Annotated in this window: 14 protein-coding genes; 10 read left to right on the top strand and 4 right to left on the bottom strand. The window is 69.6% G+C overall.

Going from position 1 to position 13,667, the window contains the following annotated elements:
- Window positions 1–90: 90 nt before the first annotated feature.
- Window positions 91–990, bottom strand: a complete 900-nt coding sequence (locus J2Z79_RS16570; RefSeq protein ID WP_209468016.1) for a complex I NDUFA9 subunit family protein — start codon at window positions 988–990, stop codon at window positions 91–93.
- 196 nt (window positions 991–1,186) lie between these two features.
- On the opposite strand from J2Z79_RS16570, the gene J2Z79_RS16575 reads away from it, so the two are divergent.
- The gene (locus J2Z79_RS16575; protein WP_209468017.1) at window positions 1,187–1,573 is read left to right on the top strand and encodes a DUF302 domain-containing protein; all 387 of its coding nucleotides are present in this window, start codon (window positions 1,187–1,189) and stop codon (window positions 1,571–1,573) included.
- An 88-nt stretch (window positions 1,574–1,661) separates the two neighbouring features.
- Window positions 1,662–2,033, top strand: a complete 372-nt coding sequence (locus J2Z79_RS16580; RefSeq protein WP_209468018.1) for a hypothetical protein — start codon at window positions 1,662–1,664, stop codon at window positions 2,031–2,033.
- On the opposite strand, the gene J2Z79_RS16585 is transcribed toward J2Z79_RS16580, so the two are convergent.
- The 3 genes from J2Z79_RS16585 to J2Z79_RS16595 form a co-directional block, all read right to left on the bottom strand.
- Window positions 2,030–2,947, bottom strand: a complete 918-nt coding sequence (locus J2Z79_RS16585; protein ID WP_209468019.1) for a tetratricopeptide repeat protein — start codon at window positions 2,945–2,947, stop codon at window positions 2,030–2,032. The two genes, J2Z79_RS16580 and J2Z79_RS16585, sit on opposite strands and share 4 nt — an antisense overlap.
- Before the next feature lie 301 nt (window positions 2,948–3,248).
- Entirely contained in the window at window positions 3,249–4,052 is an 804-nt protein-coding gene (lgt, locus tag J2Z79_RS16590; RefSeq protein ID WP_209468020.1) for a prolipoprotein diacylglyceryl transferase, read from the bottom strand.
- 147 nt (window positions 4,053–4,199) lie between these two features.
- The gene (locus tag J2Z79_RS16595) at window positions 4,200–4,526 is read right to left on the bottom strand and encodes an ArsR/SmtB family transcription factor (RefSeq protein ID WP_342589526.1); all 327 of its coding nucleotides are present in this window, start codon (window positions 4,524–4,526) and stop codon (window positions 4,200–4,202) included.
- A gap of 317 nt (window positions 4,527–4,843) precedes the next feature.
- Here J2Z79_RS16595 and pdhA point away from each other — a divergent pair, with 317 nt between their 5' ends.
- The 8 genes from pdhA (at window position 4,844) to J2Z79_RS16635 (ending at window position 13,607) form a co-directional block, all read left to right on the top strand.
- Entirely contained in the window at window positions 4,844–5,950 is a 1,107-nt protein-coding gene (gene pdhA / locus J2Z79_RS16600; RefSeq protein WP_209468021.1) for a pyruvate dehydrogenase (acetyl-transferring) E1 component subunit alpha, read from the top strand.
- Window positions 5,943–6,923: an alpha-ketoacid dehydrogenase subunit beta gene (locus J2Z79_RS16605; protein WP_209468022.1), complete on the top strand. Its 981-nt coding sequence runs from the start codon at window positions 5,943–5,945 to the stop codon at window positions 6,921–6,923. Before pdhA ends, J2Z79_RS16605 begins: the two co-directional genes overlap by 8 nt.
- 21 nt (window positions 6,924–6,944) lie before the next feature.
- A complete protein-coding gene (locus tag J2Z79_RS16610; protein ID WP_209468023.1) occupies window positions 6,945–8,291 on the top strand; it encodes a dihydrolipoamide acetyltransferase family protein in 1,347 nt (448 codons plus the stop codon).
- Window positions 8,292–8,299: 8 nt separating this feature from the next.
- Entirely contained in the window at window positions 8,300–9,712 is a 1,413-nt protein-coding gene (gene lpdA, locus J2Z79_RS16615; protein ID WP_209468051.1) for a dihydrolipoyl dehydrogenase, read from the top strand.
- A 100-nt stretch (window positions 9,713–9,812) separates the two neighbouring features.
- Window positions 9,813–10,505, top strand: a complete 693-nt coding sequence (locus J2Z79_RS16620) for a response regulator transcription factor (protein ID WP_209468024.1) — start codon at window positions 9,813–9,815, stop codon at window positions 10,503–10,505.
- A 7-nt stretch (window positions 10,506–10,512) separates the two neighbouring features.
- A complete protein-coding gene (locus tag J2Z79_RS19040; protein WP_209468025.1) occupies window positions 10,513–11,889 on the top strand; it encodes a sensor histidine kinase in 1,377 nt (458 codons plus the stop codon).
- A 96-nt stretch (window positions 11,890–11,985) separates the two neighbouring features.
- Window positions 11,986–13,335 (top strand): S1C family serine protease, encoded by a 1,350-nt coding sequence (locus J2Z79_RS16630; protein WP_209468026.1) that lies wholly within the window; start codon window positions 11,986–11,988, stop codon window positions 13,333–13,335.
- 65 nt (window positions 13,336–13,400) lie between these two features.
- A complete protein-coding gene (locus J2Z79_RS16635) occupies window positions 13,401–13,607 on the top strand; it encodes a hypothetical protein (protein WP_209468027.1) in 207 nt (68 codons plus the stop codon).
- The last annotated feature ends 60 nt before the right edge of the window (window positions 13,608–13,667 follow it).

Consider the following 13,667-nt stretch of genomic DNA (forward strand, 5'->3'; position numbering starts at 1 on the left):
CAGACAGCGCATGAAGAAGTAGGCACGATCGTTGATATCCAATCATTGGGAGTCTGCCCCTATCTCACGTGCGGTTACCCGGACAGGCTCCTAGCGCAGGTAGCTGAGCCCCTCCGCCAGCGGCGTGAGCTTGATCCCCAGGTCGCGCAGTACCGCCGTGTTGTCCACCGGCTCCTCCATCAGCACGAAGTCCACGGCGGCGGGCGAGAGGGGCGGGTCCGGCAGGATCTGCAGCGGCCAAGCGGCCAGCTTCACCAGTCCCGCGGGGGCGTGGAGCAGCGGCCTGCGCCGGCCCATCACACGGAGCATCGTGCGGACGATCTCGTCCATGGTCAGCTCCTCTGGCCCGCCGATCTCGTAGGTCTGGTTCACCGCGGCCTCCGCGCCCAAGCTGGCGGCCACCGCCGCGGCCAGGTCGCCGACGTAGAGCGGCTGCACGCGGGTGCGGCCGCTGCCGATCACCGGCACGAAGGGCAGCACCCGGGCGAAGGTGGCGAACTTGTTCAGGCTGCGGTCCTCCGGGCCGTAGACCCACGAGGGCCGGAAGATGGTGTAGGGGATGCCGCTCTCCCGGACCGCCTTCTCGGCCATGAGCTTGGCGAGGAACCAGGGCTTCGTCTGCCCCTCCCGGGTTCCGGCCCCGGACATGTAGACGAACCGGCGCACCCCGGCGCGCCTGGCCGCCTCGACCAGCCGCACGGTCCCCTCGCCGTCGACCTTCACGTAGGTGTGGCCCCGGCGGGGGTTTTCCACCGGGTGGTTGGGGAACTGAATCGCGGCCACGACGACCTCGACGCCCTCCAGGGCCGGGCCCAGGGTGGAGGCGTCAGCGGTGTCGCCCCGGCGCAGCTCCACCCCCTGGGGCAGCCTGCCCTGCGCCCGGCCGGGGCTGCGGGACATGGCGATCACGCGGTGTCCGTCCGCCAGAAGCCGCCGCACGATGTGCGAGCCGATGAACCCCGTGCCGCCGGCCACCAGTACCACTGCCATCGGTGTTCCCTCCTCTGCGTTCCCCCGTTGTGCACCTTCATCGTACTGTGCCTGTTCCGACTGGTACAGACTCCGGCGCCTCGCTGTCCGGAAAGGGCCACGTCTAGGCCCCCGAACTTCGCCCTTGCCCCTGTTATACCCCGTAGGGTATGATAGAAACCAGACGTGTCCCACCACAACCCATGGGGGTGTCTTCGTGGAGTTCGCGTACGAGGTGAAGACGGAAAAGAGCCTGAGCGAGGCCGTGGCCGCGGTGCAGGCGGCGCTGGCCGAGCGGAAGTTCAGCGTCCTGTTTGAGCTGAACGTCACGCAGACGCTGGAGTCGAAGGGGTTCGACCTGCCCCACGAGATCCGCATCCTCGAGGTGTGCAGCGCGCCGCTCGCCAAGCGCGCCTTCGATGCCAACCCGTCCGTGGCCTACTTCCTGCCGTGCAAGGTCGTCGTCAAGCGCGTGGACGGGCAGACGACCATCGGCTTCACCAGCCCCGGGGCGCTGCTGTCGCTCATGGGCGACCCGCGGCTCGACGCCGTGGGGCAGGAGGTGGCGGTCGCGCTGACCGCGGTGGTGGACGCCGCCCGGTAGCGGCACCGGCCGGCAGGCAGACCCGGGAACAGGAGAGTGACCCGCTCGTGCAGAACCTTCCGCATTCAGGAGGTGGCATGAGCGGGTCATGAACATGTTGCAGATGAAACAGTTGGGCGTGGTGGCCCTGGCGGCGGTCAACCTGGTGCTGCTGGCCTGGGCCGTGGCGGCCGCCCGGCAGCGCCGTGCAATGCCCGACGGGTACTACCGGGTGCTGCCGGCCTCGATCGCCATCGCCCTGTTCCAGCTGGGCGTGGGGGCGTTCTTCCTGCTCCAGGGACGCCAGCCGTACCTGCAGCACCTGCTCTACGGCGGGCTTGTGGGGGTCGGGGCCCTGCTGCAGTTCCTGCTGCGCCCGGGCAGCCCGGCAGGCCAGGCCTACCGGAACCGCCCGCTGGTGCACGCGGTGCTGGCCCTGTTCGTCGCCCTGGTCGGCATCCGGTCGTGGATGACCGGCTAGCCCCGCCTGAGGGCGAGGCGGAGGAGCCGTCCGCAGAGGGCGCCGCCCAGCAGCCAGGCCGCTGCGACCAGCAGCAGTACCCGGCTGACGGGGAGCAGCACGGGGAAGTACTTCCAGAGGAACTCCAGCAGCCGGAAGAACAGGTAGTAGATGAAGGCGACGATGAGCCAGCCGGTCATGGTGAGGCGCGAGAGGTGGATGAGGTGGCGCAGCAGGCCGTGGACCAGCGGGCTGCTGCCGACGGTGCCCGCCAGCTGCTCCTCGGCCTCCAGCAGGCCGGGGATGTGCCGGAGCGCATCCTTCAGCACCCGGCGCGCCTCGGGCACGCGGCCGGCCTTGCGGTGCAGGGCCGCCGCGTTGAGGTACGCCTCGGGCTCCTGCGGGGCGGCCTCCATGGCCCGGGTGAACTGCTCCAGGGCAGCGGCCTCGTCGCCTGAGGCCGCCAGGGCCAGGCCCAGCTGGTTCAGCGCACCTGGATGGTCGGGCGCCGAGAGCAGCGCCTGCCGGGCCGTGGCCGCCGCGGCGGCGGGGTCGCCGTTCTCCCGGCGGCAGGCAGCCAGCGTGGCCAGGTAGTCCGGGTGGCCGGGCAGGAGCCGGCACGCGGCTTCGGCCGCCTCCAGGGCCCGGGCGCGGTCGCCGCGCCCGAGTTCGGCGCGGCTGAGGACGTGGTACAGCCACGCCTTGCGGGGAGCCCTCCCCGCCGCCTCCCGGGCGGCCGTGGCGGCCTCCTCGTACCGCTCCAGGGCCACGAGGCTGGCCGCGGCCAGTCCCAGCACGTCCGGCGGGAGCGGGCCGGAACGGGAGCGCTGGTCCACCTCAGCCAGCAGCGCGCTGTGTTCGCCATTGCGGTAGGTCTCCAGCAGGGGCAGCGCGTCGGGCTGAAGCTGATCGACTTCAGCACGAGACATGACCATAGGTAAGATTTCCCCCTCCCCGCAGTGTCTGGTTTGCCTGATTCGTCGCGAGAGCGCCGCTACCCTTTCGCGGCGCTGCCCGTCCCTGCCTGCAGGGTGGGAGAGGTGGTCAACTGGCGCCCGGACGGGCCGTCGAACGCTTCGGTTCTGGAGGGCAGCACCCCGAAAGAGCCGTGAGGGGGCGCCTTCACACAGCAGGCCGAGCATAGAAGTGAAACCGTGGACCGGCGAGTACGCACGCCGGTCCACGGTTCTTGCTTCCTCGTCCTGCGAGCGGCCGGAGCCCGGTGCTCAGGCCGGCTCAGTGGCCGACCTCGTCGGGGGAGGGGTTCCGGCGCAGGTGGTAGATCAGCAGGCCGAAGCCCAGCAGGATCAGCAGCACCGCCGCCAGCTGCGCCACGCGGATCCAGCCGAAGATGAAGGAGGAGTCCTGGCGGATCGACTCGATCAGGAAGCGGCCGGTGTTGTACAGGATGAGATAGAGGCTCATGAGCACGCCCGGCGTGGGCCGGCGCCGGTGGAACCAGAGGAGCGCAGCGAAGGCCAGCAGGTTCCAGAGCGACTCGTAGAGGAAGGTGGGGTGCATCACGGTGCCGCTGATGGTCATCCCCTCGCGCAGCCAGCCGGGCATCAGGTCGACCAGCCACTGCGGCGCCGGGTCCCCGTAGGCCTCCTGGTTGAAGAAGTTCCCCCAGCGGCCGATTGCCTGTGCCAGCGGCAGCACCACGGCCGCCACGTCGGCCCAGGGCCAGAACGGCTGGCGGCGGAAGCGCATGAAGATCCCGCCGGCGATGGCGCCGCCCAGCAGGGCGCCGTGGATGGCCAGCCCGCCCTCCCAGATGGCGAGGATCTTCTCCGGGTGCTGGCTGTAGTAGGGCCACTGCAGGAAGAACACCTCGTACAGCCGCGCCCCGAGGATGCCCGCGGGCACAATGACCATCGCCAGGTCGGTGACGAACTCCGCGTTCAGCCCCCGGTCCCGGGCGAAGCGGTCGCCCAGCCAGATGGCGAGCATGATGGCGCTGACGATGATGATGCCGTACCAGCGGATGGTGAGCGGGCCGATCTGGACGGCCACGGGATCGATCACGGCGAGCAGGTCCATGGGCGGGCCTCCTTGTGCGGCGCAAGTCTCGACGTTCCCCATTATGACAGGGAATGGCGACATGGGGAAGACCGGATGCCTCCGGGCATCCGGTCTCCTGCTCCTGCGGGCTTCCGGGGCGGCCCGCCCTGCTGCGGTGAGGCGCCGCTACTGGACCTGCTCCAGCAGCTTCGACTGCCGCGCCAGCTGCTCAACCAGCACCTTGCGCACCGACGCCAGCGTCTCCAGGATCTGGTCGGAGGCGACGCGGTAGTACATGTTGAGGCCTTCCTTGCGCGACTCTACCAGGCCGTGCTGCTTCATCAGTGAGAGATGTTGCGAAAGGTTGGGCATGGTAACATCGACCGCCTTGGCAAGCTCACCAGCTGTCATTTCCTGGTCTTTCAGGGTGTACAGGATCTCCAGCCGCTTCGGGCTTGCAAGGACCTGGCACAGCCGGGCCTGCATTTCAAAGATCCGACGGTCCTGCTCCACGACATCACACCTCCCAAGCACGGGAATACTTAAATAGAAATTTATCACCCGTTGCAATTATCATCGCGAAGATTGAACCATTTGTCAATAAGAGTCGAACCGTGTCGAAGGACTTTTGTCTGGACGACGTACCCGTTATTACACATGCGAAGTCAAAAAGTATAGCGGATGAGGTCTAACCGGTCAACCGAATTCCGGTGAATTGCAGGGATCTGTCCGTATCGAACACCTAATCAGCGGCAAGATACGTGTAGCCAGGGCCGGGCGCGCCGGCAGGTGCGCGGGCGGCCCGGCTCAGAGGAGGAGGAGGGAACCAGATGGACGTACGGACTGCGACACTCGAGGTCGAGCGGCTCTTCCCGGTGCGGCAGGTGCTGAGCGCCGACGGAAAGCTGCTTGAGCCCCTGCCGGACTTCCTGGCCCCGCAGCAGCTCAAGGACGTATACCGCCACATGGTCTTCCTGCGCGTCTTCGACCAGCGCTGCCTCAACCTGCAGCGCCAGGGCCGCATGGGAACCTTTGCGCCCTTCAGCGGGCAGGAGGCGAGCCAGGTGGGTTCGGCCTACCTGCTCCGGCCCGACAGGGACTGGATCTTCCCCACCTACCGGGACCACGGCGCCATGCACGTGATGGGCGTGCCCTTCGTCAACATCCTGCGCTACTTCATGGGCGACGAGAAGGGCAGCCGGGCTCCGGAGGGGGTCAACGCCTTCCCCATCTCCATTCCGATCGCGACCCAGCTGCTCCACGCCGTGGGCGCCGCCTGGGCCGGCAAGCTCAGGGGTGAGGACACGGTGGCCGTGGGCTACGCCGGCGACGGCGGCACCTCGCCCGGCGACTTCCACGAGGCCCTGAACTTCGCCGCGGTCTTCAACGTGGGCGCCATCATCTTCATCCAGAACAACCGCTACGCCATCTCCACCCCCAACAGCCGGCAGTTCAAGACGCCCACGATCGCCCAGCGCGCCCTGGCCTACGGCATCCCCGGCGTGCGGGTGGACGGGCAGGACGTGCTGGCGGTCCTCGCGGTGATGCACGAGGCCATCGAGCGGGCGCGGAGCGGCGGCGGGCCGACGCTGGTGGAGTCCGTCACCTTCCGCTACGGGCCGCACACCACCTCCGACGACCCCAAGCGCTACCGCACGCAGGAGGAGCTGGAGGAGTGGCAGGCGCGGGATCCCATCGAGCGGCTGCGCCGGTACCTCTCCGCGCAGGGCGGCTGGTCCGACAGCGACGACGAGGCGCTGTGGGAGTCCGCCAGGGAGCAGGTGGCTGCGGCCGTCGCCGAGGCGGAGGCCATGCCGCGGCCGTCGGTGGACGAACTGTTCGACTACCTCTACGCAGAGCCCACGCCGAACCTCGTGCGGCAGAAGGAGTACCTGAAGGCCTATCTGGCCAAGAAGGAGGGGAAGCTCGGTGGCTAAGGTGACCTTGATCCAGGCGATCAACGACGGGCTCCGGGTCGCGATGCGGCAGGATCCCCGGGTCGTCCTGATGGGTGAGGACATCGGCATCAACGGCGGCGTGTTCCGCGCAACTGACGGGCTGATCCAGGAGTTCGGCCCCGACCGGGTGATCGACTGCCCCCTGGCCGAGTCCGGCATCCTGGGCACGGCGATGGGCATGGCCGTCAACGGGATGCGGCCGGTGGTGGAGGTGCAGTTCGACGGGTTCCTGGCCCCGGCCCACGAGCAGCTGGTCAACCAGGTCGCCCGGGTGCGGCACCGCAGCCGCGGCCGCTTCACCTGCCCGCTGGTGGTGCGCATCCCGTCCTGGGGCGGCATCCGGGCCCTGGAGCACCACTCCGAGTCCATCGAGGCCTGGTACGCCAACAACCCGGGCCTGAAGATCGTCGCCCCCTCCAACCCGTACGACGCCAAGGGGCTCCTCCTCGCGGCGATCGAGGACCCCGACCCCGTGCTCTTCATGGAGCCGAAGCGGCTCTACCGGGCCTTCCGGGCCGAGGTGCCCGAGGGGTACTACACCGTGCCGATCGGCAAGGCCGCCGTCGTGCGGGAGGGGACGGACGTCACCGTCCTCACCTACGGCGTGCACGTGCACACGGCGCTGGAGGCCGCCGCCAAGGCGGAGGCCGAGCACGGCTGGCAGGCAGAGGTGATCGACCTGCGGTCGCTGAACCCCATCGACGTCGACACGATCGTCGCGTCGGTGAAGAAGACCGGCCGCGCCGTGGTGCTCAGCGAGGCGCCGCGCACCGCCGGGCTGCACAGCGAGCTGGTCGCCCTGATCAACGACCACGCCCTGGAGTACCTCGAGGCGCCTGTCGCCCGGGTGACCGGGTTCGACATCCCCATGCCCTACCTGCTCAGCGAAGACCTGTTCATCCCCGACGCCGGTCGCGTGCTGGAGGCGATCTCGGCGGTCCGGACGTACTAGCACGAGAGGAGCTACGGAGCCATGGCATTCGAGTTCAAGCTGCCTGACGTGGGCGAGGGCCTGCACGAGGCAGAGCTCTTGCGCTGGCTGGTCAAGGAGGGCGACACCGTCAAGGAGGACCAGCCGATCATGGAGGTGCAGACCGACAAGGCCGCCGTGGAGATCACCTCGCCCGTGAGCGGCAAGGTGGTGAAGCTCCTGGGCCAGCCCGGCGACATCCTCAAGGTCCACAGCGTCGTGGTGATCTTCGACGACGGCAAGGGGGGCGCGCTGCCCGAGGCCGGTGAGGTGGCCGCCGGCGTCGCGGCCGCGGCGCCGGGGGGCCGGCAGCCCCAGGCCTCCGCCGACGTGGTGGCGCCGCCTGCAGCCGCCGCGGCTCCGGCCGCAGCGGCCCCCGCTGCCGCCCCGCAGCCCGGGGGCCGCGCCCTGGCCGCGCCGGCCACGCGCAAGCTGGCCCGCGAGCTGGGCGTGGACATCAACCAGGTGCCGGGCACCGGCCCGGCGGGCCGCGTGACCAGCGAGGACGTCCGCGCCTTCGCCGCCCGGGGGGCCGCCCCGGCGGCCGCGCCGCAGGCGGGTGCCGCACCGGCCGCCACCGTCCCGGCCGCTGCGCCGGCCGCGGACGCCGACGCCGCACCGGCTGCCCCTGCCGCCCAGGCGGGCGCCGCCGACGAGCGGATCCCGCTGCGGGGCATCCGGAAGGTGATCGCCGACCGCATGGTGAAGTCCAAGTACACGGCCCCGCACGTCACCGTGGTCGACGAGGTGGACATGACCGAACTCCTCGCCTTCCGCGCCGAGGCCAAGGAGCTGGCGGCCAGGAAGGGCATCAAGCTCACCTTCATGCCCTTCATCATCAAGGCGGTGGTGGCGGCCCTCAAGGAGTTCCCCTACCTGAACGCGATGATCGACGACGAGGCGCAGGAGATCGTGCTCCGCAAGTCGTATCACATCGGCTTCGCCCTGGATACCGACGCGGGGCTCCTGGTGCCGGTGATCAGGGACGCCGACCGCAAGTCGGTTTTCACCATCGCCGCGGAGATGAACGACCTGATCGCACGCGGGCGGGAGGGCAGGCTCCAGCCCGACGAGATGCGCGGCTCCACGTTCACCATCTCCAACCAGGGCTCCATCGGCGGCCTCTACTTCACCCCGGTGATCAACCACCCCGAGGTGGCGATCCTGGGTGTGGGCAAGACCGTCGAGCGGCCCGTGGTGCGTGACGGCGAGATCGTCGTCCGCAAGATGGCCCACCTCGCGCTCTCCTTCGACCACCGGCTGATCGACGGCGGCATGGCCACGCGGTTTGTCAACCGCCTTGTGGAACTGCTCAGCAACCCGACACTGCTCATGATGGAGGCGATGTAGACGTGGTCATGGGTTCCATCAAGACCGGGACCGACGTGGTCGTGATCGGCGCAGGTCCCGGCGGGTACGTGGCCGCCCAGCGGGCGGCCCAGCTCGGATTGGACGTCACGCTGGTCGAGAGCGAGGAGCTGGGCGGCACGTGCCTGAACCACGGCTGCATCCCTTCCAAGGCGCTGATCTCGGTGGGCGACCTGGTGCACAAGGTGAACAACGGCTCCGACCGGGGCATCGTGGTGAAGGGCAGCGTGGAGGTGGACTTCGCCAAGACCCAGGAGTGGAAGCAGAGCAAGGTGATCAAGCGGCTCACCACCGGCGTGGCCTCGCTGATGAAGGCGGCCCAGGTCGAGGTGGTCAAGGGCAGGGCCCGGTTCACCGACCCCCACTCGCTGGAGGTGGAGCTGAACGACGGCGGCACCGCTGCCTACAGCTTCAAGCACGCGATCATCGCCACGGGCTCCCGGGCCATCAACCCGCCGTTCTTCCCGATTGACGGGGAGAACGTGGTCGACGCCCGGGGGGCGCTGGCCTTCACCGCGGTGCCGGCCCGCTTCCTGGTGGTCGGCGGCGGCTACATCGGCGTGGAGCTGGGCATCGCCTACGCGAAGCTCGGCTCCAAGGTGACCATCGTCGAGGCGACGGGCCAGCTGCTGCCCGGCACGGACCCGGACCTGATCAACGTGCTGATGCGCCGCCTGCGCCGCCTGGGCGTCACCGTGCTGCTCAACGCCAAGGCGTCCGGCGGCCTCCAGAACGGCAAGGTCCGGGTGGAGGACGCCGAGGGCAAGGTGCAGGAGATCGAAGCAGACAAGGTCCTGGTCTCGGTGGGGCGGCGGCCCTACCACGAGGGGCTGCAGCTGGAGAAGGCCGGGGTCAGGGTGGACGAGAAGGGGTTCATCCCCGTCGACGAGCAGATGCGCACCAACGTCAGCCACATCTACGCCATCGGCGACGTCTGCTCCCCGGTGATGCTGGCCCACAAGGCCAGCGCCCAGGGGCGCGTGGCGGCTGAGGCCATCGCCGGCCTCAAGTCGGCTGCCGACTGGCAGACGGTGCCGGCGGTGATCTTCACCGACCCTGAGATCGCCTACGTGGGCCTCACCGAGGCCCAGGCCCGGGAGAAGGGCTACGACCCCGTCGTCAGCCGGTACAACTTCGCCGCCGTGGGCCGGGCGCTCACGATGGGCGAGTCAGACGGCTTCGTGAAGCTGGTGGGCGACCGGAAGAGCGGCCTGCTGCTGGGCGCCCAGATGATCGGCCCGGAGGTCTCGGAGCTGATCGGCGAGGTGACCCTCGCCCTGGAGATGGGGGCGCTGATGGAGGACGTGGCGCTGACGCCGCACTACCACCCGACGCTGTCGGAGGGGATCCTGGAGGCCGCCCTCTCGTGGGTGCACGACATCGAGAAGGCAGGGCGGAAATAGCGCATGTCCACGGCCGGAGGACGCACGTCTTCCGGCCGTGGTTTTGATCACCTATACTAAAGATGCACAAACCCGCACTTGGCACGAGGGAGGTGCCGCAATGGCTCTGCGCGTTCTGGTGGTCGATGACGACCCCAAGATCACCGCGTTCCTTCGCCGCAGCCTGGCCCTGGAAGGATACGACGTGCTGGTGGCCAACAGCGGGACGGAAGCGCTGCGCATGATCGCCGGGGCGCCGCCCGACCTGCTGGTGCTCGACGTGATGATGCCCGATGTGGACGGCCTGGAGGTCTGCCGACGCATCCGGGCGGCCGGCGAGAACTTCCCCATCCTGATGCTCACAGCCCGGGACGCCGTCTCCGACCGCGTGAAGGGGCTGGACCAGGGCGCCGACGACTACCTGGTGAAGCCCTTCGCCCTGGAGGAGCTCCTGGCCCGGCTCCGGGCGCTCGTGCGGCGCAGCGGGTCTGGCTCGGCCGACGGCAACGGCGGCCAGCAGGTGCTGCAGTTCGCCGATCTCGGGCTCGACACGGCCACCCGGGAGGCGTTCCGCGGCTCCCGGCGCATCAGCCTCACCGCGAAGGAGTACGAGCTCCTGCACCTGTTCATGACCCACCCGCGGCAGGTGCTCACCCGCGACACCCTCATGGAAAAGGTCTGGGGCTACGACTACTCGGGCGAGTCCAACGTGCTCGAGGTTTACGTCGGCTACCTGCGGTCGAAGCTGGAGGCCGGGGGGGAGCCGCGGCTGATCCAGACGGTGCGCGGCGTCGGGTACGTCCTGAAGGAGTGAGCTGACCATGTCGCTTCGGCTGCGGCTCGCCTTGCTGTACTCGGCCCAGATGACGGCCGCACTCCTGCTCTTCAGCTTCCTCCTGTACTACGTGATGCACTGGAGCTACATCAGCGAGGTGGACGCCACCCTGAAGTCGGTGGCCTGGCGGGTCGCCGAGGGGGCGCCGCTGACCTGGTCCATCCCCTCACTGCGCTCGCTGGCCGACCGCTCCACGTTCATCATGGTGCGGGCGGAGGACTACATCGTCACGCAGTCGAGCGACTTCGGCTCCTTCCCGCTGCCGGCCAGGGCGGCCGCCGGCGAACCGACGTTCACCACCGAGCGCGACGTCAACGGCGAGCCTTACCGGCTCTTCAGCCTGCCGATCTACGTGAACGACCAGCCCCGCTTCTGGGTGCAGGTGGCCCAGCCCACGCGGCTCCTGGAGCGGGTGCTGGCCAACCTCAGGCCGCTGCTCAGCGTGGCCACCGCCGCATTCGCCGTCGTCACCGGCGCCTTCTCCTGGCTGCTGGCCGGCCGGGCCCTGAAGCCCATCACGAAGGTGGCGCAGGCGGCGGAGGCCATCGGGGAGTCGGCGGACCTCAGCCTGCGGGTGCCCTACAAGGGCCCGGGCGACGAGGTGGGGAGCCTGGTGCACACCTTCAACGGCATGCTGGACCAGCTCCAGGAGCTGTACGGCCGCCTGGCCGCGGCGGTGGACGCCCAGAAGCGGTTCGTGGCCGACGCCTCCCACGAGCTGCGGACGCCGCTGACGATCATCCGGGGCAACATCGACTACCTGGAGCGGGCGGGCAGCCTCGACCCGGAGGCCCTGGCCGACATGAAGTCCGAGGCCGCCCGCATGTCGCAGCTCCTGGAGGAGATGCTGGCCATGGCGCGGGCGGACGCCGGGCAGGAGCCGGAGCTGGAGCCGCTGGCGCTGGGTCCGCTGGTGCGGGAGGTGTGCGACCGGGCGAAAGCGCTGCCCCACAACGTGGAGTTCCGCCGCGAGCTGCCCGAGGCGCTGGACCGCGTGATGGTGCTGGGCCATGCGGAGTGGCTGCGGCGGGCGCTGCTGATCCTGCTGGACAACGCCTTCAAGTACACCCCCAGCGGCACGGTCACCGTCCGCGCCGGCCGTCAGGGCGACGGGGTCGTCCTGCAGGTGATCGACACGGGCCGGGGGATCGCGCCCGAGGACCTGCCCCGAGTCTTCGACCGGTTCTACCGGGCCGACCCCGCCCGGTCGGGCGGCGGCAGCGGCCTGGGGCTGGCCATCGCCTCCTGGGTCGCCGGTCTGCACGGCGGGCGGCTGACGGCCGAGAGCAAGGTCGGGGAGGGCTCCACGTTCAGCCTCTGGCTGCCCATCTACCGGCCGGCGTCGCCGAGCGCGAATTCTTAGCTTGCTCTTAGTGAGGCTTCAGTTCTGTTTCAGTCGCAGTGTCTATGATGAGGACAGGTCCATGAGGAACACTGGTGTATAAGGGGGACTCTGTCCATGTATGACGATAAGCTTGATCCCAGGCCGAATCCCGACGCTGAGGAGCCGCGCCGGGAGCAGGAGGTAGGGTCTGCCGCCCCGGCGCCGGAGGCAGAGGCTGCCGATTCGTCTCCGGAGCTGGAGCTGCCGGAGATCCCGGCGTCGCCGGAGGTGCCCGCGGCCCCCGTGGTGCCGCTCTACAGCCCGCCGGAGCCCGAGCAGCGGGAGCCCCGCCGCGGCACAGGCTGGCGCATGCTGGCCGCGGCCGTGGCGCTGGTGATGCTCTCCGCCGCGGTGGGCAGCGCGTCGACCTATTACCTGATGCGGAACCAGCAGGCCGCGGCTCCCTCGGGCTACCAGCCCAACTCCCCGGCCCAGAGCCTGCAGCCGGTGGTGCAGACGGTGGCCGAGGCCGGGGCCAGCGTCATCCCCGAGATCTACAAGCGGGTGGCGCCGGCCGTGGTCGCCGTGGACGTCGTCGGCCGTCAGGGCTGGTACCGCACCGCGGGCAGCGGCTCGGGCTTCGTGGTCGACCCCGCGGGCTATATCCTCACCAACTACCACGTGGTTGAGTACGCCCAGAACATCACCGTGAAGTTCCTGGACGGCACCGCCCTGAGCGCCACGGTGGTGGGCACCGACCGCACCAGCGACCTGGCCGTGCTGAAGGTGGACCCCGGCGACAAGCAGCTGGTCGTCGCACCGCTGGGCGACTCGGACCAGGTGCAGGTGGGCGAGCTGGCCATCGCCATCGGCAACCCCTACGGCCACGAGTTCACCGTGACGGCGGGCATCGTCTCCGCACTCAACCGTGAGATCACCGAGGAGACGACGACGATCCCCGGCGCCATCCAGACCGACGCCGCCATCAACCCGGGCAACTCCGGCGGGCCGCTGCTGAACGGACGCGGCGAGGTGATCGGCGTCAACACCGCCATCTCGGCGCCGTCGCAGTTCTCCGGCAACGTCGGCCTTGGCTTCGCGGTGCCGATCAACACCGCCAAGGAGATCCTGCCGACCCTGATGGCGGGCCAGGACGTGCAGCGCCCGTACCTGGGGGTCTACCTGGAGGACCTGAACGAGCGGTACGCCCGGCTGCTGGGCCTGGACTCGACGGAGGGGGCCCTGGTCACGCAGGTGCTCGAGGGCAGCGCCGCCGAGAAGGCGGGCCTGCGCAACCCGGAGACGGACCGCTTCGGCCTGGTCTCGGCCGACGTGATCGTCGCGGTGGACGGCAGGAAGGTGGCCAACAGCTCCGAGCTGGTCAGCCGGATCGGCGGGTACAAGGTGGGCGACACGGTTGAGCTGACCATCATCCGCGATGGCCAGGAGCTGACCCTGAAGGCGACCCTCGGCGCCCGTCCGTAACATCCCCACCGGGCGCGGGCAGACTAGCGCTGCGGGAGCCAACCCGCAGAAGGAGGAATCTGCCCGTGACCGAGAAGAACCATTCCGCCCGGCACGCGACAGGCGGGCGTGGCCACGCCGGCCAGCCGCCGGGCCTCGACCACGGCGCCGCATCCCTGGTCGCCGTCGACAGCCCGGACGACCCCCACCTCGGGGCGCCGAAGGGCCAGGTCAGCCGCAACCGCCCGCAGACGAACACCGATCAAGCCCGGCGGCCGTCAGGCAAATCCTGACGGCGCGCGCCGCGCATCGAAACCGAACGCACGCGCAGACTAAGCCTGGCCTCCTGTCCC

The organism is Symbiobacterium terraclitae (assembly GCF_017874315.1).
Classification (GTDB): Bacteria; Bacillota; Sulfobacillia; order Symbiobacteriales; family Symbiobacteriaceae; genus Symbiobacterium; species Symbiobacterium terraclitae.

Excerpts from the sequence above, each read along its gene's own strand:
- J2Z79_RS16570 (WP_209468016.1), bottom strand. The coding sequence starts at position 990 with ATGGCAGTGGTACTGGTGGCCGGCGGCACGGGGTTCATCGGCTCGCAC.
- J2Z79_RS16580 (WP_209468018.1), top strand. The coding sequence starts at position 1,662 with ATGAACATGTTGCAGATGAAACAGTTGGGCGTGGTGGCCCTGGCGGCG.
- J2Z79_RS16585 (WP_209468019.1), bottom strand. The coding sequence starts at position 2,947 with ATGGTCATGTCTCGTGCTGAAGTCGATCAGCTTCAGCCCGACGCGCTG.
- lgt (WP_209468020.1), bottom strand. The coding sequence starts at position 4,052 with ATGGACCTGCTCGCCGTGATCGATCCCGTGGCCGTCCAGATCGGCCCG.
- pdhA (WP_209468021.1), top strand. The coding sequence starts at position 4,844 with ATGGACGTACGGACTGCGACACTCGAGGTCGAGCGGCTCTTCCCGGTG.
- J2Z79_RS16610 (WP_209468023.1), top strand. The coding sequence starts at position 6,945 with ATGGCATTCGAGTTCAAGCTGCCTGACGTGGGCGAGGGCCTGCACGAG.
- lpdA (WP_209468051.1), top strand. The coding sequence starts at position 8,300 with ATGGGTTCCATCAAGACCGGGACCGACGTGGTCGTGATCGGCGCAGGT.
- J2Z79_RS16620 (WP_209468024.1), top strand. The coding sequence starts at position 9,813 with ATGGCTCTGCGCGTTCTGGTGGTCGATGACGACCCCAAGATCACCGCG.
- J2Z79_RS19040 (WP_209468025.1), top strand. The coding sequence starts at position 10,513 with ATGTCGCTTCGGCTGCGGCTCGCCTTGCTGTACTCGGCCCAGATGACG.
- J2Z79_RS16630 (WP_209468026.1), top strand. The coding sequence starts at position 11,986 with ATGTATGACGATAAGCTTGATCCCAGGCCGAATCCCGACGCTGAGGAG.